20 protein-coding genes are annotated in these 23,130 nt (G+C 72.0%); 17 read left to right on the forward strand and 3 right to left on the reverse strand.

Annotated elements, in window-relative coordinates; genetic code table 11:
* Nucleotides 1-16: 16 nt before the first annotated feature.
* The 14 genes from ACIBQ6_RS18275 to ACIBQ6_RS18340 all read left to right on the forward strand — a co-directional run bounded on the left by ACIBQ6_RS18275 (nucleotide 17) and on the right by ACIBQ6_RS18340 (nucleotide 16,467).
* On the forward strand, nucleotides 17-1,549 hold the full coding sequence (locus tag ACIBQ6_RS18275; protein WP_397213096.1) for a UDP-N-acetylmuramoyl-L-alanyl-D-glutamate--2,6-diaminopimelate ligase: 1,533 nt from the start codon (nucleotides 17-19) through the stop codon (nucleotides 1,547-1,549).
* On the forward strand, nucleotides 1,546-2,976 hold the full coding sequence (gene murF / locus ACIBQ6_RS18280) for a UDP-N-acetylmuramoyl-tripeptide--D-alanyl-D-alanine ligase (RefSeq protein WP_397213098.1): 1,431 nt from the start codon (nucleotides 1,546-1,548) through the stop codon (nucleotides 2,974-2,976). The genes ACIBQ6_RS18275 and murF overlap by 4 nt, the downstream gene beginning before the upstream one ends.
* Nucleotides 2,973-4,031: a phospho-N-acetylmuramoyl-pentapeptide-transferase gene (mraY, locus tag ACIBQ6_RS18285; protein ID WP_352325068.1), complete on the forward strand. Its 1,059-nt coding sequence runs from the start codon at nucleotides 2,973-2,975 to the stop codon at nucleotides 4,029-4,031. The genes murF and mraY overlap by 4 nt, the downstream gene beginning before the upstream one ends.
* Nucleotides 4,028-5,398, forward strand: coding sequence for a UDP-N-acetylmuramoyl-L-alanine--D-glutamate ligase (gene murD / locus ACIBQ6_RS18290; protein WP_358293942.1), 1,371 nt, complete (start codon nucleotides 4,028-4,030; stop codon nucleotides 5,396-5,398). Before mraY ends, murD begins: the two co-directional genes overlap by 4 nt.
* Nucleotides 5,388-6,698 carry a putative lipid II flippase FtsW gene (ftsW, locus tag ACIBQ6_RS18295; RefSeq protein ID WP_358293940.1) on the forward strand — a complete coding sequence of 437 codons (1,311 nt, stop codon included), beginning with the start codon at nucleotides 5,388-5,390 and terminating at the stop codon, nucleotides 6,696-6,698. The genes murD and ftsW overlap by 11 nt, the downstream gene beginning before the upstream one ends.
* A gap of 12 nt (nucleotides 6,699-6,710) precedes the next feature.
* A complete protein-coding gene (gene murG / locus ACIBQ6_RS18300) occupies nucleotides 6,711-7,787 on the forward strand; it encodes an undecaprenyldiphospho-muramoylpentapeptide beta-N-acetylglucosaminyltransferase (protein ID WP_352358438.1) in 1,077 nt (358 codons plus the stop codon).
* Entirely contained in the window at nucleotides 7,784-9,181 is a 1,398-nt protein-coding gene (gene murC, locus ACIBQ6_RS18305; RefSeq protein WP_358293937.1) for a UDP-N-acetylmuramate--L-alanine ligase, read from the forward strand. Before murG ends, murC begins: the two co-directional genes overlap by 4 nt.
* A gap of 73 nt (nucleotides 9,182-9,254) precedes the next feature.
* On the forward strand, nucleotides 9,255-9,917 hold the full coding sequence (locus tag ACIBQ6_RS18310) for an FtsQ-type POTRA domain-containing protein (RefSeq protein ID WP_358293935.1): 663 nt from the start codon (nucleotides 9,255-9,257) through the stop codon (nucleotides 9,915-9,917).
* Between the two features lie 335 nt (nucleotides 9,918-10,252).
* On the forward strand, nucleotides 10,253-11,758 hold the full coding sequence (ftsZ, locus tag ACIBQ6_RS18315; RefSeq protein WP_397213101.1) for a cell division protein FtsZ: 1,506 nt from the start codon (nucleotides 10,253-10,255) through the stop codon (nucleotides 11,756-11,758).
* A 151-nt stretch (nucleotides 11,759-11,909) separates the two neighbouring features.
* Nucleotides 11,910-12,602 carry a YggS family pyridoxal phosphate-dependent enzyme gene (locus tag ACIBQ6_RS18320; protein ID WP_397213103.1) on the forward strand — a complete coding sequence of 231 codons (693 nt, stop codon included), beginning with the start codon at nucleotides 11,910-11,912 and terminating at the stop codon, nucleotides 12,600-12,602.
* A 138-nt stretch (nucleotides 12,603-12,740) separates the two neighbouring features.
* Complete coding sequence (locus tag ACIBQ6_RS18325) at nucleotides 12,741-13,241, forward strand: cell division protein SepF (protein ID WP_357968056.1); 501 nt, start codon at nucleotides 12,741-12,743, stop codon at nucleotides 13,239-13,241.
* An 80-nt stretch (nucleotides 13,242-13,321) separates the two neighbouring features.
* Nucleotides 13,322-13,615: a YggT family protein gene (locus ACIBQ6_RS18330; RefSeq protein ID WP_125630468.1), complete on the forward strand. Its 294-nt coding sequence runs from the start codon at nucleotides 13,322-13,324 to the stop codon at nucleotides 13,613-13,615.
* 108 nt (nucleotides 13,616-13,723) lie between these two features.
* Complete coding sequence (locus tag ACIBQ6_RS18335; RefSeq protein ID WP_352325076.1) at nucleotides 13,724-14,599, forward strand: DivIVA domain-containing protein; 876 nt, start codon at nucleotides 13,724-13,726, stop codon at nucleotides 14,597-14,599.
* Nucleotides 14,600-14,640: 41 nt separating this feature from the next.
* Complete coding sequence (locus ACIBQ6_RS18340) at nucleotides 14,641-16,467, forward strand: hypothetical protein (protein ID WP_397213105.1); 1,827 nt, start codon at nucleotides 14,641-14,643, stop codon at nucleotides 16,465-16,467.
* Between the two features lie 95 nt (nucleotides 16,468-16,562).
* Here the strand turns inward: ACIBQ6_RS18340 and ACIBQ6_RS18345 are convergent, their stop codons facing one another.
* The 3 genes from ACIBQ6_RS18345 to ileS form a co-directional block, all read right to left on the reverse strand.
* Nucleotides 16,563-16,955 carry a hypothetical protein gene (locus tag ACIBQ6_RS18345; RefSeq protein ID WP_397213107.1) on the reverse strand — a complete coding sequence of 131 codons (393 nt, stop codon included), beginning with the start codon at nucleotides 16,953-16,955 and terminating at the stop codon, nucleotides 16,563-16,565.
* A 63-nt stretch (nucleotides 16,956-17,018) separates the two neighbouring features.
* A complete protein-coding gene (locus tag ACIBQ6_RS18350; RefSeq protein ID WP_397213109.1) occupies nucleotides 17,019-17,486 on the reverse strand; it encodes a hypothetical protein in 468 nt (155 codons plus the stop codon).
* Nucleotides 17,487-17,624: 138 nt separating this feature from the next.
* Nucleotides 17,625-20,765: an isoleucine--tRNA ligase gene (gene ileS, locus ACIBQ6_RS18355; RefSeq protein WP_397213111.1), complete on the reverse strand. Its 3,141-nt coding sequence runs from the start codon at nucleotides 20,763-20,765 to the stop codon at nucleotides 17,625-17,627.
* Between the two features lie 451 nt (nucleotides 20,766-21,216).
* Here ileS and ACIBQ6_RS18360 point away from each other — a divergent pair, with 451 nt between their 5' ends.
* From ACIBQ6_RS18360 to ACIBQ6_RS18370, 3 genes are read left to right on the forward strand one after another with little or no spacing between them, the layout of a single operon-like run.
* On the forward strand, nucleotides 21,217-21,606 hold the full coding sequence (locus tag ACIBQ6_RS18360) for a TraR/DksA C4-type zinc finger protein (RefSeq protein ID WP_357705396.1): 390 nt from the start codon (nucleotides 21,217-21,219) through the stop codon (nucleotides 21,604-21,606).
* Nucleotides 21,570-22,202 (forward strand): signal peptidase II, encoded by a 633-nt coding sequence (gene lspA / locus ACIBQ6_RS18365; protein WP_358293924.1) that lies wholly within the window; start codon nucleotides 21,570-21,572, stop codon nucleotides 22,200-22,202. The genes ACIBQ6_RS18360 and lspA overlap by 37 nt, the downstream gene beginning before the upstream one ends.
* Entirely contained in the window at nucleotides 22,195-23,124 is a 930-nt protein-coding gene (locus ACIBQ6_RS18370) for an RluA family pseudouridine synthase (RefSeq protein WP_358293923.1), read from the forward strand. The genes lspA and ACIBQ6_RS18370 overlap by 8 nt, the downstream gene beginning before the upstream one ends.
* Nucleotides 23,125-23,130: the final 6 nt, after the last annotated feature.

Consider the following 23,130-nt stretch of genomic DNA (forward strand, 5'->3'; position numbering starts at 1 on the left):
GCGTCCCCCGTCGTCTATGCGTCCCAAGACCAGCCCGCCCCGTCCGCTGACCGGGCTCGCGACCATGCTCGACGCCGATTCCGGCACGTCGAGGTCGCCCCATGCCGCCCTGACCGGCGTCACCATCGATTCCCGCGCCGTGCAGCGCGGCGATCTCTACGTGGCGCTGCCGGGCAACCGCGTGCACGGCGCGACCTTCGCCGCAGAGGCGATGGCGCGCGGAGCCGTGGCCGTCCTCACCGACCCGGCCGGGCGGGAGGCCGCCGTGGCCACCGGCCTGCCGGTGCTGATCGTGCCCGATCCGCGCGTGCTGCTCGGGCAGGTCTCCTCCTGGGTCTACGGCCAGCCGGCCCACGACGTCCAGGTCATCGGGGTGACCGGCACGAGCGGCAAGTCCACCACCACCTTCATGGTGGAGGCCGGCCTGCGGGCGGCCGGCCACACGACGGGCCTGGTCGGCGGCGTCGAGATCGCCGCCGGAGACCTCCGCTTCGAGCCCACGCTGACCACGCCGGAGGCCCCGCAGCTGCACGCCCTGTTCGCGCTGATGCGCGAGCAGGGGGTCACCGCGGCCACCATGGAGGTCTCCAGCCACGCGCTGGCGCTCGGCCGGGTCGACGGCATCTTCTACGACGTCGCGCTGTTCACCAACCTCTCCCAGGACCACCTCGACTTCCACAAGGACTTCGAGGACTACTTCGCCACCAAGGCCAGGCTGTTCCAGCCCGAGCTGAGCCGCGTCGGCGTGACCAACATCGACGACCCGCACGGCCGGGAGCTGCTGCACCGGGCCAAGGTGCCGATGACCACGTTCTCGGCGCTCGGCGACCCGGAGGCGGAGTGGCGGGCGCTGGAGGTCCGGCTCGGCGCCGACGGCAGCGCGTTCCGGGTGGCCGGTCCCGGCGGGGTCGAGGCCGACGCGCAGATCTCGCTGCCCGGCCCCTTCAACGTCGCCAACGCGCTCGGCGCGATCGTCTGCCTGGTGGAGTCGGGGGTGCCGCTCCAGACCGCCGTGCACGGCGTGGGCAGCCTCACCGGGGTGCCCGGTCGCATGCAGCGCATCACCCCCGCCGAGGAGGAGTTCCAGGCGCTCGTGGACTACTCCCACAAGCCGGGCGCCGTGGAGTCGGTGCTGCGCTCGCTGCGTGAGGTGACCGCGGGCACGCTGACGATCGTGCTGGGCTGCGGCGGCGACCGCGACACCGGCAAACGCCCGATCATGGGCGAGATCGCCGCCCGGCTGGCCGATGTGGCGATTTTCACCAACGACAACCCGCGCTCGGAGGATCCGCTCGCCATCCTGGCCGCGATGATGGAGGGAGCGCTCGGCGTTCCGCCCCGCGACCGCGCCCATGTGATCATTGAGCCCGACCGCGCGGCCGCGATCGACCTGGCCGTCGGCCGGGCCGGCCGCGGCGACGTGATCGTCGTCGCGGGCAAGGGTCACGAGCAGGGCCAGTACGTCTCTGGCGAAGTGATCCCGTTCGACGACCGCGAAGTGGTCGCCGAAGCGATCGACGCACGCAAGGAAAGCAGGAAGCACCGATGATCCCGTTGCCGCTGGCCAGGATCGCCGAGATAACCTCGGGCGCCCTGTCGGGCATGGCAGACCCCCGCGCCGTCGTGCGCGGGCCCGTAGTGATCGACTCACGCGCGGTGGAGCCGGGATCGCTGTTCGTCGCCCTCGCCGGCGAGCGGGTCGACGGCCACGACTACGCCGCGCAGGCGATCCGGGCCGGAGCGGTCGCCGTCCTGGCCTCCAGGCCGGTCGACGCGCCGGCGGTGATCGTCCCCGACGCCGCGGTCGCGCTGGCGGAGCTGGCCGCCGCGCAGGCCGCCGCGCTGCCGCAGGCCACCGTGATCGGCGTGACCGGCTCGGCGGGCAAGACCAGCACCAAAGACCTGCTGGCCAGGCTGGCCGGCCGGATGGGCCCGACCATCGCGCCCGTCGGCAGCTTCAACAACGAGCTGGGCCACCCGCTGACCGTGCTGCGCGCCGACGTCGACACCCGGTTCATGGTGCTCGAACTGGCCGCCCGCAACATCGGCCACATCAAGGACCTCACCCGCATCGCCCCGCCGGCGATCGGCGTCGTGCTCAACGTCGGCACCGCGCACCTCGGCGTGTTCGGCGGCAAGGAGGCCATCGCCAAGGCCAAGGGCGAGCTGGTGGAGGCGCTGCCGCGCACCGGGGTGGCGGTGCTCAACGCCGACGACCCGCTGGTGTCGCAGATGGCCTCGCGCACCGACGCGCGCGTCACGTACTTCGGGCGCGGCGAGGGCGCGGCCATCAGGGCCGAGCAGGAGACGGTCGACGGGCGCGGGCGGGCCTCGTTCACGTTGCGCACGCCGTCCGGGGCCGCGCCGGTCACGCTCCAGCTCTACGGCGCCCACGCCGTGGAGAACGCCCTGGCCGCCGCCGCCGCGGCCTACGAGCTCGGCCTGCCGGTCGCCACGATCGCCGAGGAGCTGTCGGAGGCCACGCCGCGCAGCCGCTGGCGCATGGAGGTCACCGACCGGCCCGACGGCGTCACGGTGGTCAACGACGCCTACAACGCCAACCCCGACTCGATGCGGGCCGCGTTCGACATGTTCGGCGTGATGGGGCAGGAGCGGCGGCGGTTCGCGGTCATCGCGGCGCTGCGCGAGCTGGGCGAGGAGAGCGCGGCGCTCAACGCCGAACTGGGGCGGCTGGCGGGCGGTTCGGGCCTGACGGGCCTGGTCGTCGTCGGTCCCGACGCCGGCCCGGTGCTGGAGGGCGCGAACGAGGCGGCCTCGGCCGCCGCGGGACCGCCAGGTGGCGGAGGGCCATATGCTCCCCAGATGACCCGGATCGTACATGTCCCAGATGCCGAGGCAGCGGCGGCCGCACTGGCCGGCCTGCTGCGCCCCGGCGACGCGGTGCTCGTCAAGGGCCCCCGCGCGATGGGCCTGGAACGCACGGCGGAGCTCCTTCTCGGAGGTGCCGCTCAGTGATCAACATCGTCATCGCCGGCGCGGTGGGCCTCGTCCTGTCGATGCTGGGGACCCCCTTGGCGATCAGGCTGTTCTCGCGGCGCGGCTACGGCCAGGAGATCCGCGAGGAGGGAGTGCAGGCCCACCTGGGCAAGCGCGGCACCCCCACCATGGGCGGCATCGTGTTCGTGCTGGCCGCGCTGCTGGCCTACGGCGGCTCCCACCTGGCCACGCTGTCGCCGCCGACGGTGTCGGGCATGCTCGTGCTGTTCCTGATGACCGGCCTCGGCGCGGTCGGCTTCCTCGACGACTTCATCAAGATCTACAAGCAGCGCAGCCTGGGCCTGCGCAGCGGCGCCAAGGCCCTCGGCCAGCTCGTCGTCGGCGCCGTGTTCGCCGTGCTGATCACCCGCCAGCCCAACGTCTACGGCATCACCCCCGCCGAGACCCGGCTGTCGTTCCTGCGCGACATCGGCCCCTCGATCGGCATCGTCGGCTTCACCATCTGGGTGCTGTTCATGATCGTCGGCTTCTCCAACGCCGTGAACCTCACCGACGGCCTCGACGGCCTGGCCAGCGGCGCGACCGGCGTCGTGCTCGGCGCGTACGTGCTGATCGGCAACTGGCAGCTCCGCAACAACTGCATCGACCAGCTCGGGCCCAACTGCTACTGGGTGCGCGACCCGCTCGACCTGTCGGTGGTGGCCGCGGCCGTGCTGGGGGCGCTGGTCGGGTTCCTGTGGTGGAACGCCCCGCCGGCGAAGATCTTCATGGGCGACACCGGCTCGCTGGCCCTGGGCGGCGTGCTGGCCGGCCTGGCCATCGCCACCCGCACGCAGCTCCTGCTGATCATCCTGGCCGGGCTGTGCGTGATCATCACGGCGTCCGTCATCATCCAGGTCGGGTTCTTCAAGATGACCGGGAAACGGGTGTTCAGGATGGCGCCGCTGCAGCACCACTTCGAGCTGAAGGGCTGGGCCGAGACCACGATCGTGGTGCGGTTCTGGCTGATCGCCGGGCTCTGCGCGGCGCTCGGGCTCGGGCTGTTCTACGTCGAGTGGATGCCCAAGCCATGACGTTGACGTGCGTGGCCGGGCTCGGCGTCTCCGGCACCGCGGTGGCCGGGGCGCTGGCCGGACGCGGCGAGCGGGTCGTGGTCGTGGAGGCCGTGGAGGGTGAGCGGCAGCTGGCCGCCGCGGCCGAGCTGGCCCGCGCCGGAGTCGAGACCAGGTTCGGCGAGATGGTGCTGCCCGAGGGCACGACCAGGCTCGTCACCACCGGCTGGGCCCCGCACCACCCGCTGGTCGCCGCCGCGTTGGCGGCCGGCGTCGAGGTCGTCGGCGAGGTGGAGCTGGCCTGGCGGCTGCGCCCGCCGCACGCCGCCCCCTGGCTCGCGCTGACCGGCACCAACGGCAAGACCACGGCCGTGCGCATGCTCACCTCGATCCTCCAGGCCGCCGGGCTCGACGCCCTGGCCGTGGGGAACGTGGGCGTCCCGGTCGTCCACGCCGTCGCCGAGCCGTACGACGCCCTGGCCGTCGAGCTGTCCAGCTTCCAGCTCCACTGGTCCAGCACCCTGGCCCCGCACGCCGCGGCGATCCTGAACATCGCCCCCGACCACCTCGACTGGCACGGCTCCATGGCCGAGTACGCCGCCGCCAAGGGCCGCATCTACGAACGCGCCGGCACCGTGATCTACAACGCCGACGACCCCGAGTGCGCCCGCCTGGCCGAGCCCTACCAGGGCGCCGTCGGCTTCACGCTGCGGGCGCCGCGCAGCGGCCAGATCGGCGTGGTCGAAGACCTGCTGGTCGACCGGGCGTTCGTGGCGGACCCGGTCGAGGCGGCGGAAGAGCTGGCCACGTTCGCCGACATCCGGCCCCTGGCCCCCCACAACGTGGCCAACGCCCTGGCCGCCGCCGCCCTGGCCCGCTCGCTCGGCGTGCCGTCCGAGGCCGTACGGCTGGGCCTGCGCGCCTTCAAGCCCGACCCCCACCGCCTGTCCCACGTCGACCGGGTCGGCGACGTCGACTACGTCGACGACTCCAAGGCCACCAACCCGCACGCCGCCGCGGCCGCGCTGAGCGCCTACCCGTCGATCGTGTGGGTGGCGGGCGGTCAGCTCAAGGGCGCCGACGTCGACGACCTGGTCCGGCGGGCCGCGCCCCGGCTGCGCGGCGCGGTGCTGCTGGGCGCCGACCGCGCGGCGATCGCCGAAGCACTCGCGCGACACGCGCCGAATGTCCCCGTCGTGGACATCCCGGGCCAAGACACTGGTGTGATGGACACCGTCGTCACCGAAGCCGCGCGGCTGGCCTCCCCCGGGGACACCGTGCTGCTCTCCCCAGCGGGCGCCTCGCTCGACATGTTCCCCGGCTATCCGGCACGAGGGGAGGCCTTCGCCCGTGCCGTCCACGAGCTGAGGCGGCGGCGTGAGCAGTAGCACCGGCACCGCCGGCGCCCGTCCGGCCGCCGGCGAGCCCGCCCGGTCCAAGGCCCAGGAGGGCCCGGCGAGCTGGGTCCGCGAGCAGCGCGCCGTGCTGAAGGAACTGCTCGACAAGCCGCTGACGACCTACTACCTGATCATCATGTGCAGCGCGCTGCTGCTCGCGCTCGGGCTCATGATGGTGTTGTCGGCCTCCGCGATCGAGGCCCAGCAGAAGACCGGCAACCCGTTCTCGTGGTTCATCAAGCAGTCGTTGTCGGCCGGCGTCGGCGTGCCCGTGATGTACGCCTGCTCGCGCCTGCCGCCGAAGTTCTTCCGCTGGGCGGGCTACCCGCTCATGGCGCTGGCGGTGCTGGCGCTGGTCATGGTGCTGTTCATCGGCGAGTCCGAGCTGGGCGCGCAGCGGTGGATCTACCTCGGCCCGTTCACCCTCCAGCCGTCCGAGCCGGCCAAGCTGGCGCTCGTGCTGTGGGGGGCCGACCTGCTGGCCAGACGGGCCAGGCAGGGCCGGATCGAGTGGCGGCAGATGCTGATCCCGCTCATGCCCGGCACCGCGATCCTGGTCGTCATGGTCCTGCTCGGCCGCGACCTCGGCACCACCCTCGTGCTCTTCATGATCTTCCTGGCGCTGCTGTGGGTGGTGGGGGCGCCGATCAAGCTGTTCGGCGGCATCCTGGCGCTGGCGGTGCTGGCCGCGGTCATCATGATCAAGGTGGAGCCGTACCGGATGAAGCGCATCGGGGCCTTCCTCGACCCGTGGGCCGACGCCCAGGGCGCCGGCTACCAGGCCGTGCAGGGGCAGATCGCGATGGGCTCGGGCGGCTGGTTCGGGCTCGGCCTGGGCAGCAGCCGCCAGAAGTGGAGCTGGCTGCCCCACGGCGAGAGCGACTTCATCTTCGCCATCCTCGGCGAGGAGCTCGGGCTGATGGGCACGCTGATGGTGGTGGCGCTGTTCGGCCTGCTCGGCTACGCCGGGCTGCGGGTCGCGGTCCGGGTCAACGACGGCTTCGTCCGCCTGGCGGCGGCCGCCATGGTGGCCTGGATCGTCGGGCAGGCGGCCGTCAACATGGGCGCGGTGCTCGGCGTCCTGCCCATCACCGGCATCCCGCTGCCGCTGGTCTCCTACGGCGGGTCGTCCCTGCTCCCCACGCTCGCCGCGCTGGGCATCCTGCTGTCGTTCGCCAAACGCGAGCCCGGCGCGCGCGAAGCCTTGGCCGCGCGTGGCCCCGGACCCGCCGCACGGGGCCTAAGCTGGCTTGGCCTGGGGGGTACGTCCAGAGGCCGAGTGAGACGTTAGGGAGTGACCGAGATGAGGGTGGTCCTCGCCGGTGGGGGGACGGCCGGGCACATCGAGCCCGCGCTCGCCCTTGCGGACGCGCTGCGCCATCTTGACCGGAGCGTCGGCATCACCTGCGTGGGCACCGAGCGCGGCCTGGAGACGCGGCTCGTGCCCGCCAGGGGCTACGATCTCGAACTGGTGCCGGCCGTGCCGCTGCCCAGGGCGATCACCCCGAGCCTGCTGACCGTGCCGGGCCGGCTGGCCGGGGCGATCAACGCCGTGTCGGGCGTCCTCGACCGGGTCGGCGCCGACATCCTGGTCGGGTTCGGCGGCTACGTCGCCACGCCCGCCTACCTGGCGGCCAAGCGCAAGGGGCTGCCGATCGTCGTCCACGAGGCCAATCCCCGTCCCGGCCTGGCCAACCGGCTGGGCGCCCGGCTGACCGACCACGTCTTCACCGGCTTCCCCGACGCCGCGCTGCCCAAGGCCGAGTTCATCGGCACCCCGCTGCGCCGCGAGATCGTCACGCTCGACCGGCTGTCCACCGGCGACAAGGCGCGCTCCTGGTTCGGGCTGGAGAACGACCGGCCCACGCTGCTGGTGTTCGGCGGCTCGCAGGGCGCCAGGTCGCTCAACCAGGCCGCGCTGGCCGCCGCGCCGGTGCTGCGCCGGGCCGGCATCCAGGTGCTCCACGTGCTCGGGCTGAACAACACCGTCGAGCACGAGCCGCCGCCCGGCGACCCCCAGTACGTGCTGCTGCCCTACGTCGACCGCATGGACCTCGCCTACGCCGCCGCCGACGTCGCGCTGTGCCGCAGCGGGGCCCTGACCTGCGCCGAGCTGACGGCCGTGGGGCTGCCGGCCGCGTACGTGCCGCTGCCGCACGGCAACGGCGAGCAGACCGTCAACGCCGAGCGCGTCGTGCGCGGCGGCGGCGGCCTGATGGTCGACGACTCCGACCTGTCACCCGATTGGATCATCCAGAACGTGCTGCCCATGCTCCACGACCCCGAACGGGTCGCCGTCATGTCGGAGGCCGCCTCCCGGCTGGGGCGCAAGGACGCCGATATCATGCTTGCCAGGAAAGTGTTGGAGATAGCCCGATGAGTCTCGTCAAGCTGGTCGATCCCGTAGCCGTCGAAGACCTCGGCCGCGTGCACTTCATCGGCATCGGCGGCGCGGGCATGTCGGGCATCGCCCGCATCCTGCTCAAGCGCGGCGTCCGCGTCACCGGAAGCGACGCGCGCAGCTCCGAGCTGGTGACCGAGCTGCGCGAACTGGGCGCGACCGTGCACATCGGGCACGCCGCCTCGCACATCAGGGACGTCGACACCGTGGTCGTCTCCACCGCCATCCGCGACTCCAACCCCGAGCTGGGCGAGGCGCTCAAGCAGGGCCTGCGGATCATCCCGCGGGCCGCCGCGCTGGCCTCGGTGATGGCCGGCCGCACCGGCGTGGCCATCGCCGGCACCCACGGCAAGACCACCACCACCTCCATGCTCACCGTGGCGCTGCAGAAGTGCGGCGCCGAGCCGTCCTACTGCGTGGGCGGCCAGCTCGTCACCACCGGGCTGGGCGCCGACGAGGGCGCGGGCCGGGTGTTCGTGGCCGAGGCCGACGAGAGCGACGGCTCCTTCCTCATGCTGGCCCCCGACATCGCCGTGGTGACCAACGTCGAGGCCGACCACCTCGACAACTACGGCGACCCGCGCGCGGTGCACGACAGCTTCGCCCGCTTCGCCGACCGGGTGGGCTCGCTGCTCATCGTCTGCGCCGACGACCCGGGCGCCGCCGAGCTGGTCGGGCGGGCGCGCGAGCGCGGGCTGCGGGTCAGGACCTACGGCGAACGGGGCGAGGACTACCGGGTGACCGGCGTGCGTCCCGACGGGTTCGGCACGGTGTTCTCCATCGAGGGCAGGGGAGACGTGCGGCTGGCCGTCCCCGGGGCGCACAACGCGCTCAACGCCACCGCCGCCATCGCCGTGGCCGACGAGCTGGGGCTGGCGTTCGAGGACATCAGAGACGGCCTGGCGGCCTTCACGGGGGCCAAGCGGCGCTTCGAGGCCAAGGGCGAGGCGGGCGGCGTCGCGGTGTTCGACAGCTACGCCCACCACCCGACCGAGCTGGCCGCCGACCTGCGGGCCGCGCGCGACGTCGTGGCCTCCTACTCGGGCACCGGCCGGGTCATCGCGATCTTCCAGCCCCACCTGTACTCGCGCACCCGGTTCTTCGCCGACGAGTTCGGCGCCGCCCTCGGGCTGGCCGACGAGGTCATCGTCCTCGACGTCTACGGCGCGCGGGAGGATCCCGAGCCGGGCGTGTCCGGCGCGATGGTGGCCGGGCGCGTGCCGCTGCCCGCCGAGCGGGTGGCCTACGCCCCCGACCGGGCGGCGGTGCCGGACCTGGTGGCCGGGCGGGCGCGGCCGGGTGACATCGTGCTCACGATGGGGGCGGGCGACGTGACGGAGCTCGGGCCGCAGCTCGTGGCGCGCCTGTCCTGAGCCGTACGGGCGTGGCGGGCGGGCGCCGGACGGCCCGGCGGCGTACGTTCGAAGCCGGCGTGCGAGGAGGGCGATGAAGGCGCGTAACGCGTTCCTGGTGCTGTTGACGGCGGGGGTGGTCGGCTCGGCCGCCTGGCTGGTGTTCTTCTCGCCGGTGCTGGGCGTGCGGTCGATCGAGATCGTGGGAAATCTCACAGTGACCAGCGAGCACATCGAGCAGCAGGCCGCCGTCCCCGACCTGCATCCGCTGGCCACGGTCGACCTGGCCGACGTCCAGGCGCGCGTGCTCGGCATCCGGCAGCTCGCGACGGCGAAGGTCGACCGGGTGTGGCCGGGCACGCTCAGGATCGAGGTGGTCGAGCGCGAGCCGGTCGCGGTGATCCCCGCGGGCGGCCGGTTCGCGGTGGTCGACAAGCAGGGCGTGGTGATCGAGGTCAAGGACACGTCGCCGTTCATGCTGCCGTTGCTCAAGGTCGACCGGCCGGCCGCGGGCGACCCGGCCACCATGGCGGCGCTCCAGGTCGTCCAGGCGTTGCCGCCGGTGGTGGCGGGCAAGGTCCGGCAGGTGCGCGCCGCCTCGGCCGAGGGCGTGACGCTGGAGCTGTCCGACGGCCGTACCGTCCTGTGGGGCGGGGCCGACAGGCCGCAGGAGAAAGGCCGCATCCTGGTCTCGCTCCTGAGCCGCAAGGCCACCCTGTACGACGTCAGCTCTCCCGACGTCGTCACCTTGAAGTGATCACGAGTGTCAGGGTCTGGCAACTCCGTGGCAAGGGCATCGCGTGCCTGTGCGAGGTGGGGGTCGCGGCGTGAGAGCCTGTAGATCGGAGCTTCGGCAGAGGAAGGCCCCGACCAGGCGCGACTCCGGAGCGAATCGGACAGCCCGCGACACGCCGGACGTGCTTGCGGCGCGGTTAGTTGACCCGCCTGGTAGGGGCCTCCTACTGTCCGTATCAATCCTCAGGTTGACATAAATCTAAATCTCAACCTGAGGTTGAGAGTTACGAAAACTGAGAAAAAGCGGAGACGATCCGCACCGAAATGGCAAGTCAACGAGCGGAAAGGCCCCTCGTCGTGGCAGCACCGCAGAACTACCTCGCGGTCATCAAGGTCGTCGGCATTGGCGGCGGCGGAGTGAACGCCGTCAACCGGATGATCGAGGAGGGACTCAAGGGCGTCGAGTTCATCGCCATAAACACCGACGCCCAGGCGCTGCTGATGAGTGACGCCGATGTGAAACTCGACGTGGGCCGCGAGCTCACGCGCGGACTGGGCGCCGGAGCCAACCCCGACGTGGGGCGCAAGGCGGCCGAAGACCACCGTGAGGAGATCGAGGAGGTCCTCAAGGGGGCCGACATGGTCTTCGTCACGGCCGGCGAGGGCGGTGGCACGGGCACCGGCGGCGCGCCGGTCGTGGCCAACATCGCCCGGTCGCTCGGCGCGCTGACGATCGGCGTGGTGACCCGGCCCTTCAGCTTCGAGGGGCGGCGTCGCGCCTCGCAGGCCGAGGCCGGCATAGAGACACTGCGCGACGAGGTCGACACCCTCATCGTGATCCCCAACGACCGGCTGCTGTCGATCTCCGACCGCCAGGTGAGCGTGCTCGACGCGTTCAAGGCGGCCGACCAGGTGCTGCTGTCCGGTGTCCAGGGCATCACCGACCTGATCACCACGCCCGGCCTGATCAACCTCGACTTCGCCGACGTCAAGTCGGTCATGTCGGGCGCGGGCTCGGCGCTCATGGGCATCGGCCACGCGCGCGGCGACGACCGGTCGGTCGCCGCCGCCGAGATGGCGGTCTCCAGCCCGCTGCTGGAGGCGAGCATCGACGGCGCCCACGGCGTGCTGCTGTCGATCGCGGGCGGCTCCGACCTCGGCCTGTTCGAGATCAACGAGGCGGCCCAGCTCGTCTCGATGGCCGCCGCGCCCGACGCCAACATCATCTTCGGCACGGTCATCGACGACGCCCTCGGCGACGAGGTGCGGGTCACCGTGATCGCGGCGGGCTTCGACGACGTGCCGCCGCCGGTCGAGAAGCCGCTGCCCAGGCCCGCCGCCCGGCCCGCCGCGCAGCCCGCTGCGCCGGTGTCGTCCTCGGCCCTGCGGCCCGGTGTGCCGGCTTCGCCCAGCGTGAAGTCCGAGCCGCCCGCGCCGCGCCCTGAGCCGAGGCCCGAGCCGCGTCCTGAGCCGCGTGCCGAGCTCCGGTCGGAGCCCCGCCAGGAGTTCAGGCCGGAGCCGCGCCAGGAGTTCAGGCCCGAGCCCAGGCAGGAGTTCAGGCCCGAGTCGCGCCCCGAGCCTCGCCCGGAGTCGCGCGAGTTCAGGCCGGAGCCGCGCCCTGAGCCCCGGCCGGAGCCGCGTCCCGAGCCGGTACGGCCGGTGGAGTCGGTCCAGCCCGCCGAGCCCGTCGCCGCCCTCGGCGACGACGAGCCGCAGGCCCCGGTCTCCATCCCGAGGCCCACGCCAGAACCGGCCAACCCGCCCACGCCCATCACCTCCCGCATGTCGGAGCCTCCCAAACGTCCTCGGGTGATCTTCGAGGAGCAGGAGGAGGAGCTCGACGTCCCCGACTTCCTCAAGTAGCTCACCACCCACCGCCGCTCCCCGCAGGCGTACGGGAGCGGCGCCGTCGTGTGTGCCGGGATCCGACCCGCGGCACGGAAAGGGGGCCATCGTGGCGTACGGCGTACAGGCCGAACTGCGGGGCGATGGAGGCAGGGAGAGGGAGACAGACGTGCGGAGGGACGAGATCGCGGCCGGTCTCACCGAGATCGAGGACCGCATCGGCGCGGCCTGCCACGCGGTGGGCCGCGACCGCGGCGAGGTCACCCTGATCGCGGTCACCAAGACCAGACCGGCCGACGACGTGCGCATCCTGTGCGAGCTGGGTGTGCGCGACGTCGGCGAGAACCGCGACCAGGAGGCCGCGCCCAAGGCGCACGAGCTGGCCGGCCTGCCGCTGACCTGGCACTTCGTCGGCCAGCTGCAGACCAACAAGGTGCGGTCCGTCGTCGGGTACGCCGACGTGATCCACTCGCTCGACCGCCTCCGGCTGCTGGAGGCGATCAGCAAGGAGGCCGTGCGGCAGGGCCGCAAGGTCGGCTGCCTGATCCAGGTGGCGCTCGACGACGACCCCTCCAGGGGCGGCGCCCGGCCCGCCGACGTGCTCGCGCTGGCCGACGAGGTGGCGCTGGCCGACGGAGTGTGGCTGGGCGGCGTCATGGCGGTCGCCCCGCTGGGGGTGGAGCCCGCCCGCGCCTTCGCCGTGCTGCGCGAGGTCGCGACCCGCGTCCAGGAGCAGCATTCGCGGGCCACGATGGTCTCCGCGGGCATGAGCCAGGACCTCGACGAGGCGGTCGCGTACGGTGCGACACACGTGCGGATCGGTACGGCGTTGCTCGGTCGTCGCAGGCCCTTCGTCAGGTAATGTCCCCTCAAGTGGGTCTTCAGGCCCATGATCAAGTAGAGGTCGATCCGCGGTGAGCTCCAAGGGGGTACGGCTGCCGCCTCGGCCCCGGCGACGGGTCCGAGCCAGTGCGACCATGAGCAGGAGGACGACGTAGCGATGGCCGGCGCGATGCGCAAGATGGCGGTCTACCTCGGTCTCGTGGAGGACGACCGCTACGAGAGGTACGAGACCTACACCGACGAGTACGCCTACGACGACGATGTCCAGCGGACCGGCGAGGAACGGCCCGTGGCCGTCCAGGACCGCGACGAGGAGGCCGACTCCGCGGTCCCCGCGCCCAGGCCCGCCACGACGATCCTGGAGCGCCGCACGACCGACCTGGCGCGCATCACGACCCTCCATCCCCGGACCTACAACGAGGCCCGAACCATCGGAGAGCACTTCCGCGACGGCACCCCGGTCATCATGAATCTGACCGAAATGGTTGACAGCGACGCGAAGCGGCTCGTGGATTTCGCGGCAGGTCTGGTCTTCGGCCTACATGGAAGCATTGAACGTGTTACCAACAAGGTGTTCCTGTTGTCCCCTGCCAATGTCGAGGTGACCGCCGAGGACAAGGCCCGAATCGCGGAACGCGGGTTCTTCAACCAGAGTTAGAGTCTCTGTATGTCCATCGCACCCAACCGGGTCCACGCGCGGCCGGGAGGGCACACCAGAAGTGGAGGCGCGGCCGGGCCGTGGAGATCGTGAGTGGGATCTTGGTCGTAGTCCTGTCTCTGTATTTGGTATTGCTCATCGGCAGGATGATCTTTGAGACGGTGCAGGCGTTCGCCCGGCAGTGGCGGCCTTCCGGGGTCGTGCTGGTGCTGGCGGAGGCCACGTACACCGCGACAGACCCACCTCTCAAGTTCCTCCGCCGTTTCATTCCCCCGCTCCGGTTGGGTACGGTGGCCTTTGACCTAAGCTTCACTGTCCTGTTCATCGTCGTTCTGATCTTGATCCAGATCGCTGGGTCACTGGGCGGCCGGTGAGGCGGGCTGGTGGGGTGGCCGGTCGTGATCCAACTCGTGTCCGCGCTGAAGTGATTCGGGTTCACCGTCCCTCCGGACAGACTCCAAGCGCGCCAAGGAGACCAAAAAATGCCGCTGACGCCCGCTGATGTGCGGAACAAGCAGTTCAGTACCACCCGGCTGCGGCCGGGCTACGACGAGGAGGAGGTCGATGCCTTCCTCGACGAGGTGGAGGCTGAGCTCGACCGCCTGATCCAAGAGAACGAGGAGCTACGCGCCAAACTGGCCGAGTGCCTGCGTGGGAAGGTGCCGGGCGGCATGGGCATGCCCATGGCCTCCGCGCCCGTCCAGGAGCAGCCGAAGCCGGAGATGATGGCGCCGCCGCAGCCGGAGCCCATGCGGGCCCCCGAGCCGCAGCCGATGCGAGCCCCCGAGCCGCAGCCCGTGGCCATGAGCATGCCTCCCGCCGAGGACAACATGGACACCGCGGCCCGCGTGCTGGCCCTCGCCCAGCAGACCGCCGACCAGGCGATCGCCGACGCCCGCCGGGAGGCGGACGAGACGGTGACCCGCGCCCGCCGCGAGGCCGACGAGATCCTCACCAAGGCCCGCCGCCAGGCCGAGCAGGTCATCGGCGACGCCCGCGCCCGCGCCGAGACGCTTGAGCGCGACGCTCAGGAGCGCCACCGCCAGGCGATGGGCTCGCTGGTGCAGACCCGCGACGAGCTCGAGCGCAAGGTCGAGGAGCTGCGCAGCTTCGAGCGCGAGTACCGCAGCCGCCTCAAGCTCTACCTGGAGAACCAGCTCGCCGAGCTCAACGTCTCCGCGGAGGGCAGCGGCGGGTTCCCGGTCATGTCCGGTCCGCAGGGTCAGGCCCCCGCCATGTCGCACGCGGTTCCCCAGGGTGGCCAGCAGCCTCTTCCCGGTGGCCCCAACCCGTTCGGCGGCGAGGCTCCGCAGGGCGCCTTCCCCGGCGGCGACGGTCCGCACAACGACCGCCGGTAAAGTAACGGGTCACTAGGACCTGTCACTCGAAAGAGCCCCCTGTGATCCTTATCAGTGCTGGTTTGGTGCTCGCGGCGGTCGTGTTGCTGATCGCGGGCTTCGTACTGGCTAAGCCGTTCCTGATCATGTGGTCCATCGTGGTCAGCGTGCTGTCCGCGCTGTTCCTGGTGATCGGGGCGTTGCTGCGGCGTCACGAGCTGTTTCCCGGTGGTGGGCGGGCCGCTGCGCCGGCCACCCCTCCGGCCCCGCTCCCGCCGCCAGGCCTGCCGTACAACCAGACCGGTCCTGCCGGGCCCCAGCCGCACCCGCGGCCACAGCCCCACCCGCATCCGCACCCGCAGACGCTTCAGCGGACCGCCGTTCCGGCCTCCGCGCCTCGCCGCCCCGCGGCGAGCGGCATCTCGCCGGACGCGATCGTGCTGGTGATCCCGGGCCGCAAGAGATACCACGTGCCGGGCTGCCGCCAGCTGGCCGGACGGGATCACGAGGAGCTCACCTACGAGGAGGCACGCGAGGAGGGCTTCACGCCCTGCACGACGTGCCTTCCGGACGCCGCGCTCGGCGGACGGCAGTTGCCGCCTGCCGCCGACCCCGAGCCCGTCGTCGCCCCCGGCCCCGGTGCCACCCCCTCCGCCGTGGCGGAGAGCCGGGCCGAGACCTCCGCGGAGACCCGGGACCTGCGCCCGCCGGTCGTACCGCCGAAGCCCGACACGAAGGCTTCCACCCCCACCCCGGAGCCCGCCGCCCCCCGCGAGGAGGGCGCCACCGGGTGGTTCGGCCGTCCGGCCGCCGCCGCGCAGGCGAGCGACCCGGCCACGTCCCCCTCCTCGCCCGCCGCCGCGCCTGACTCCGAGGTCGGTCCGGACGACGAGCAGGGGGAGATCCAGACTTCCTACTTCCGGCCGCCGTCTGAGCGTGAGCGGCCCGCGCGTCCCTCTTCGCCGGACGACGCCAAGGGCCCGTCGGCCGCCCCTTCGCGCCCTGCCGCCGCCTCCAAGGGGGCGCCGGCTTCGGGGGCGTCCAAGAGTTCGGCCAAGAGTTCGGCCGAGGGTTCGCCCGAGGGCTCGTCCGAGAGCCCGTCGGCTGAGGGTGAGGCTCCGGCCAGGTCGTCCAAGGGCGCGGCTGCGGCCAAGGCCGGTGCGGGTGCGGGTGCGGCGGCTTCGGGCCAGACGGGCGATGACGCGGCTGGTTCCGGCAAGTCGGTCGAGAGCGCGCTGGGCAAGCCGGTCGAGAGCGCGCCGGGCAAGCCGTCCTCGGCCGCCCGGCCGTCGCCCGCCGCCCGGCCCGCCGACGGGCCCACTGACCGGCCCGCACGGCCCGCCGACGGGCCCGCCGCCCGGCCCGCACGGCCTGCCGAACAGCCCGCCGATGACGGTGACGACGCGTCCGACCCGGACACGGCGCCGCAGCCTCGTGTGACCGCCTCCGGGCTGCCGGTCCAGCCGGAACCCTCTGGTGGGGCTTCCGGGGCGTCCGAGCGGCCTTCTGGGGCTGCGCCGGCCCCTTCCGCCCGTCCGGCGGGAGCGGCCGCCCCGGCGCCGAAGACCGGGAGCAAGGACACCGAGCCCGGCACGACCGGCAAGGAGAGCCCGGCGAAGCAGAGCGCGGCGAAGGGCGAGACGCCCGGCGCCAAGCCCGGCAAGACGGGTGAGGGCTCGAAGGGCGAGGCCGGCGGCACGTCCGGTCCGGCCGGGCGTCCAAGGACGGTCAAGGTCATCACCGGCACCCGTCGCTACCACAGCGCCACCTGCCCGCTGATCAGGGGCGCGGGGGAGACGGGCGTGGAGACCATGACGATCCCCGAGGCCGAGGACGCCGGTCTGACCAGCTGCCCGGTGTGCCAGCACGACCGCGAGACGGCCAAGTAACCCCCACCCGCCCCAGACCCGCCGCGCCTTGACCGGCGGGCCTTCGGGGCTCAAGGACGCCCATCTCCATGGGGCGGGCTCAAAGGCCGTTCACATCAGCGGGCCTTCCGCGCTTGTCCGGCGTCCGCCAAGGCGGGCGTCAGGGGTGGGGCTGTGGCGCAGGCGAAGGAACCGGGGGTGGGGCGGGGAGCCGTGGACTTGTGGAGGAGCCGCACCTCCGGGACGAGGTGCCGGAAGTCGGCCCGCATGATTGTCAGGGCTGTCAGGGGACGGCGGATCCGCGGGTCGCGGCGGTAGATCCACTCGTCCTCGGCAGACTCGTCGAGCATGAGCTGGAAGCGCCAGGGTGCGCCGGGTCTGATCGCGGCGTGCACGTCCCAGCCGGTCAGGAGCCGCCGGACGGCGAGCCGGTCACGGCGCAGCGGCGCGACGAGCTCCTCCAGGGGCGCGGCCTCCCAAGGGCCCCACGGCGTGTCGATTCGCGTCATGTCCGCACTTCTCCGGACGAGGTACGCCGGGAAACCCCGAACGCCCCCGCGACCAGGCAGAGCTCACCGGGCTCTCCACGCGGCCGCCGTCCTGCTGGTGGACTTGGCCGTGACGGGCCCGGCCCGCGGGGCGGGCCACACCTGGATCAGGTACTCCTCGATGGGGGCGTCGTCGTCCCGGGGGTCGCCGTCGTCGCGGTTGCGTCCGTGGACGCGCAGCCGGTAGTCGCCGGGGCCGGGCAGTTCCAGCTGTGCGGCGGGGTTCTCGCCGTCGCCCGTCGTCGCGAAGTCCATGAACGCCGATCGCCAGGCGACGGACACCTCGGCGACGTCCTGCCAGCCGTCGGTGGTCAACGGCGGGGCGGCGTCCCACAGTTCGGCGGTGACGACGATGTCGCCGACCTCCTGGCCGCACACGACGCGCGCGCCGTCGCCGTCGGGATCGGCCTGGACCAGGCCCGTCGCGGTCATGTCCCACGCGAACTCCGTCACGAGACCCTCGCCGGTCAGGTCGACGGTGGACGCGTCCACGAACACCCGAGCGCAAGCGCGGCGGATCGGAGTCGGCACAGAACTGGATCCCTTCGGAATGCGAGAGGAGGCGAACGCGCGCGGGGGCGCCACCGAGGTGATCGGTGGCGCCCCCGCGTGGACGGATCGCGGCCCGGGTCAGGCGCGGCGGAGGTGGAACGTCAGGCCCAGGTCCTCGTCGTGGTGGGCCGGGAGGTCGTCCTGGGCGCCCTCGGTGAGGGACGCGGCCAGGACCTCGTCGGCGACCGTGCCGCCGCCGGAGCGCAGCGCGGCGGCCAGGTCGGGCGAGGAGGCCGTCCACCACAGGTCGATGCGGTCGGTGATCGACAGGCCGGAGGACTTGCGGGCCTCCTGGACCAGCCGGATCACCTCGCGCAGCAGGCCGGCGCGGCGCAGCTCGTCGGAGAGCTCCAGGTCGAGGGCGACGGTCTCGCCGGTGCCGGTGCCGATGGCGCCGGTCTCCACGGCCCAGCCCGCGCGCGGCTGCTCGGTGACGATCACCTCGTCGGGGCCGAGCATGATCTCGCCCAGTTCGTCCGCCTCGATCATGACGGGGGTGCCGCCACGCAGCGTACGGGCCACGCGGGTGGCGTCGGCGGCGGTCACCGCGGCGGCCACCAGCTTGGTACGCGACCCGAACCGCTTCCCGAGCGCCCGGAAGTTCGGCTTCACCGTGTACGACACGAGATCGGCGTCGAATCCGGACATGTCCTCAAGGGCCTGGACGTTCAGCTCGTCCGCCACCAGCCCCCGCAGCTCGGCGGGCAGCGACGGCCAGCCGTGCGCGCCCACCAGCGCCCGGCGCAGCGGCTGCCGCGTCTTCACGCCGGAGGAGGCGCGGGCCGAACGGCCCAGCTCGACCAGCCGGCGGACCAGGGCCATCTGGTCCGACAGCGCCGGATCGAGCAGGTCCTGGCGCACCTGCGGCCAGCTGGTCAGGTGGACCGAGGAGGGCGCGCCGGGCGCGCGCAGCACGTCCCAGAGGTAGTCGGTGACGAACGGCGTGATCGGCGCCATCAGCCGGGTGACCGTCTCCAGGCACTCGTACAGGGTGGCGAACGCCTCGCGCGAACCCTGCCAGAAGCGGCGGCGCGAGCGGCGGACGTACCAGTTGGACAGGTCGTCGAGGAAGTCGGCCAGGCGGCGGCCGGCGCGCTGGGTGTCGTACTCGTCGAGGGACGCGGTGACCTCGGCGACCGTCCGGTGCAGCTCGGCCAGCACCCAGCGGTCCAGCAGCGGACGCTCGGCGGCCGGCGGAGCGGGCTCGGACGGGCTCCAGGACTCGGCGTTGGCGTACAGGGTGAAGAAGGAGGAGGTGTTCCACAGGGTCAGCAGGACCTTGCGGACGATCTCCTCCAGCGCGTTGTGCCCCACCCGGCGGGCCGCCCACGGCGATCCGGAGCAGGCCATGAACCAGCGCAGCGCGTCGGCGCCGTGCTGGTCCATCAGCGGGATCGGCTCCAGGATGTTGCCCAGGTGCTTGCTCATCTTGCGGCCGTCCTCGGCCAGGATGAGGCCGAGGCAGAGCACGTTCTCGTAGGAGGACTGGCCGAAGACCAGCGTGCCGACCGCCATCAGCGAGTAGAACCAGCCGCGGGTCTGGTCGGTGGCCTCGCAGATGAACTGCGCGGGGTAGACGCCCTCCGGCTTGCCGTGCTCGCCCCACTGCGCGAACGGCATCGAGCCCGAGTCGTACCAGGCGTCGATGACGTCGGGCACGCGGGTGGCGAGCTCGCCGCAGGAGGGGCAGTCGAAGGTCACGTCGTCGACGTACGGGCGGTGCGGGTCGAGCGCGGAGACGTCCTGGCCGGCCAGCGTGCTCAGCTCGGCCAGCGAGCCGACGCAGGTGACGTGGCTCTCGTCGGCCGAGCACACCCACAGCGGCAGCGGCGTGCCCCAGTAGCGCGAGCGCGACAGCGACCAGTCGACGTTGTTGCGCAGCCACTCGCCGAACCGGCCCCACTTGATGGTCTCGGGGAACCAGTTGGTGTTGGCGTTCTCCGACAACATCTGGTCCTTGACCGCGGTGGTGCGGATGTACCAGGACGGGAGCGCGTAGTACAGCAGCGCGGTGTGGCAGCGCCAGCAGTGGGGGTAGGCGTGCTCGAAGTGGGTGCCCCGGTACAGCAGGCCGCGCCGGCGCAGGTCCTCGGTGAGCTCCTCGTCGGCGTCCTTGAAGAAGCGGCCGCCGACCATGGGCACGTCGTCGAGGAACCGGCCGTCGGGGCCGATCGGGTTGACGATCGGCATGTCGTACCGCTTGATGACGGCCATGTCGTCGGCGCCGAAGGCGGGGGCCTGGTGGACCAGGCCGGTGCCGTCCTCGACGGTGACGTAGTCGCCGAGCACGACGTAGTGGGCGCCGGGGATGTCGACCAGGTCGAAGGGGCGGCTGTAGCGGGTGCGCTCCAGCTCGCGGCCGGTGCAGCGGGCCACCTCGGTGACGTCCTCGCCGAGGACCGACAGCAGCGGCTCGGCCACCACCAGCACCTCGCCGTCGGCGGTCCTGGCCGCGACGTAGGTGACGTCGGGGTGCACGGCGACGGCCGTGTTGGACACCAGCGTCCAGGGGGTGGTGGTCCAGATCAGCAGCGCCGCGCCCAGCTCGGCCAGCGGCCCGGACGTCACGGGCATGCGCACGTAGACCGACGGGCTGGAGACGTTCTCGTAGCCGCCCGGCTGGCCCAGTTCGTGGTCGGACAGGCCGGTGCCGCAGCGCGGGCAGTACGGCGTGATGCGGAAGTCGCGGAACAGCAGCCCCTTGTCGAAGACGACCTTCAGCGACCACCAGACCGACTCGATGTAGGACGGGTCCATCGTCCGGTACGCCTGGGACAGGTCGATCCAGTAACCCATGCGCTCGGTCATCTGCTCGAACGCGTCGACGTGCCGCAGCACCGACTCGCGGCACTTGGCGTTGAACTCGGCGATGCCGTAGTCCTCGATGTCCTTCTTGCCGGTCAGGCCCAGCTCGCGCTCGATGCCGACCTCGACGGGCAGGCCGTGGCAGTCCCAGCCGGCCTTGCGCGGGACGCTGAAGCCGCGCATCGACTTGTAGCGCGGGAACAGGTCCTTGAACACCCGGGCCTCGACGTGGTGCACGCCGGGCAGGCCGTTGGCGGTGGGCGGGCCCTCGTAGAACACCCAGGCGGGGTTGCCGGCGTTCTGCTCGACGGACCGCTCGAAGATCTTCCCGTCCCGCCAGCGGTCGAGGACCTCGCGCTCGAGCGCGGGCAGGTCGACCTGCGCGGGAAGAGAGCGGAATGATGGGGAAGACATGTCGGGCGGGACCTCCACGCGTCGTCGGCCGGTTGTGGCGTGCGCGAAGGGACGAAGCCTCGCGGCTCCGCGGTACCACCCTTCTTGGCCTCCGGGGAGGCCCTCTTCATTCGCTTGCTGCCGGGTCTAGTGAGCTCTGCCGAGCCGTTCTTCCGGCGGCTCCGGGGTGATATCCCTCACAGCATCGCTCGCGGTGGGGCCCCATCAACGCCTTGCAGTCTCAAACCATAACGCAGAGTGGAGCCGAAGACTTCCAGGTTTCCTCCCGCAGCCGGGGGCGTTGGTACGCAAGGAGGAAATTTGTGGGAATGGACGTCCCCGGGGAGGAGTTGAACGGGCGAGGCGGGATAGTACGGGTGAGGTAAACCATCCGGCGGGTCGTTTGCCGTTCCGTTATGAGGATCCTAAGCTGCCCGCACCATTCACGGCCTTGATCAGCATGGAGGCAGCCATGGCGGCAGTCACGCAGACCGCTACACCGTCGATGTGGTCGGAAGAGGAGCTGGCCGAGGTACGCGGCAGGCTGCGGACCGAGATCGACGAGCTCGAGGCCGACATCCTCCGCCACGAGTCGGAGATAGCCTCTGGTGACGTCACCCAGGGCGCGGGCGACGACCAGGCGGACGCCGGCGCCAAGACGTACGAGCGCGAACGCGAGATCGCCCTTACCCTGAATGCGCGCGATCTGGTCGCGCAGAACGAACGTGCGATCGCCAGGATCGACGCAGGGACCTATGGAGTGTGCGAATCGTGCCACAAGCCGATCGGCAAGGAACGTCTTCAGGCGTTCCCGAGGGCGACGCTGTGCGTGGCCTGCAAGCAGAAGGAGGAACGCCGCTAGGCAGGCCACGCGGACGTCTCCTCGCGATCCTCACCTCGCTGGCGGTCGTCGTCTACGCGGCTGACCTGATCAGCAAGACGATCGTGCTGCGAACGCTCGAAGGCAAGGCGCCGCTCGTCGTCCTCCAGGACGTCCTGCAGTTCCGGGTGATCTTCAACTCGGGTGCGGCGTTCAGCATCGGCACGGGGATGACGTTCGTGTTCACGTTCATCGCGGCGGGCGTGGTGGTGGCGATCGTGCGCACCGCGCGCAAGCTCCACAGCCTGCCGTGGGCGATCACTCTCGGGCTGCTCCTCGGCGGGGCGCTCGGCAACCTGACCGACAGGCTGCTGCGCTACCCGTCGGGGTTCGGCCGGTCCACGCAGCTCCAGGGGCACGTCGTGGACTTCATCGAGGTGCTGCCCGGGCACTTCCCGGTGATCGACTACTTCCCGGTGTTCAACGTCGCCGACTCGGCGATCGTCTGCGGCGGCATCCTGGCGGTGCTGCTGGCCTGGCGCAACGTGCAGATCGACGGCACCAGGGAGACCGAGACCACCGAGGAGACCACCGCGGGGACCACCGCGGAGACCGGGAAGGAGCCCAAGGATGGCTGAGCGGCGGAGCCTGCCCGTCCCCGACGGGCTGGAGGGCGAGCGGGTCGACGCGGCGATCTCGCGGCTGTTCGGCTTCTCGCGCACCCGCGCGGCCGAGCTGATCGCCGCCGGCGAGGTGCAGGTCGACGGCGGGCAGCCGGCCAAGTCCGACCGCGTGCACGCCGGCGCCTGGCTGGAGGTGACGCTGCCGCCCCCGGTCAGCACGCCGATGCCGGTGGCCGAGCCGGTGCCCGGCATGACGATCGTCTACGAGGACGACGACATCATCGTGGTCAACAAGCCGATCGGGGTGGCCGCCCATCCCACCGTCGGCTGGACCGGCCCCACAGTGATCGGCGGCCTGCTCGGCGCCGGGCACACGATCGCCACCAGCGGCGCGGCCGAGCGGCAGGGCATCGTCCACCGCCTCGACGCCAACACCACGGGCGCGATGGTCGTGGCCAAGAGCGAGCACGCGTACTCGATGCTGAAGCGGGCCTTCAAGGAGCGCACGGTCGACAAGCGCTACCACGCGCTGGTGCAGGGCCACCCCGACCCGTTCAGGGGCACCGTCGACGCGCCCATCGACCGCCACCCCTCGGGCGAGGGCAAGTTCGCCGTGGTCGCGGGCGGCAAGCCGTCGGTCACTCACTACGACACGATCGAGGCGTTCCGGGCGGCCTCGCTGCTGGACATCAAGCTGGAGACCGGGCGTACGCACCAGATCCGCGTGCACATGTCGGCCCTGCGCCACCCCTGCGTCGGCGACATGCTCTACGGCGCCGACCCCACGCTCGCGGCCCGGCTGGGCGTCACCCGGCAGTGGCTGCACGCGGTCTCCCTCGGCTTCGAGCACCCGGCCACCGGCGAGTGGATGTCCTTCAGCACCGACTACCCCGAGGACCTGCAGAAGGCGCTCGACGCCGTCGCCGCCGACACCTGAGCCGGC

Origin of the sequence: Nonomuraea sp. NPDC049655, from assembly GCF_044465465.1 — a bacterium.
GTDB lineage: Bacteria > Actinomycetota > Actinomycetes > Streptosporangiales > Streptosporangiaceae > Nonomuraea.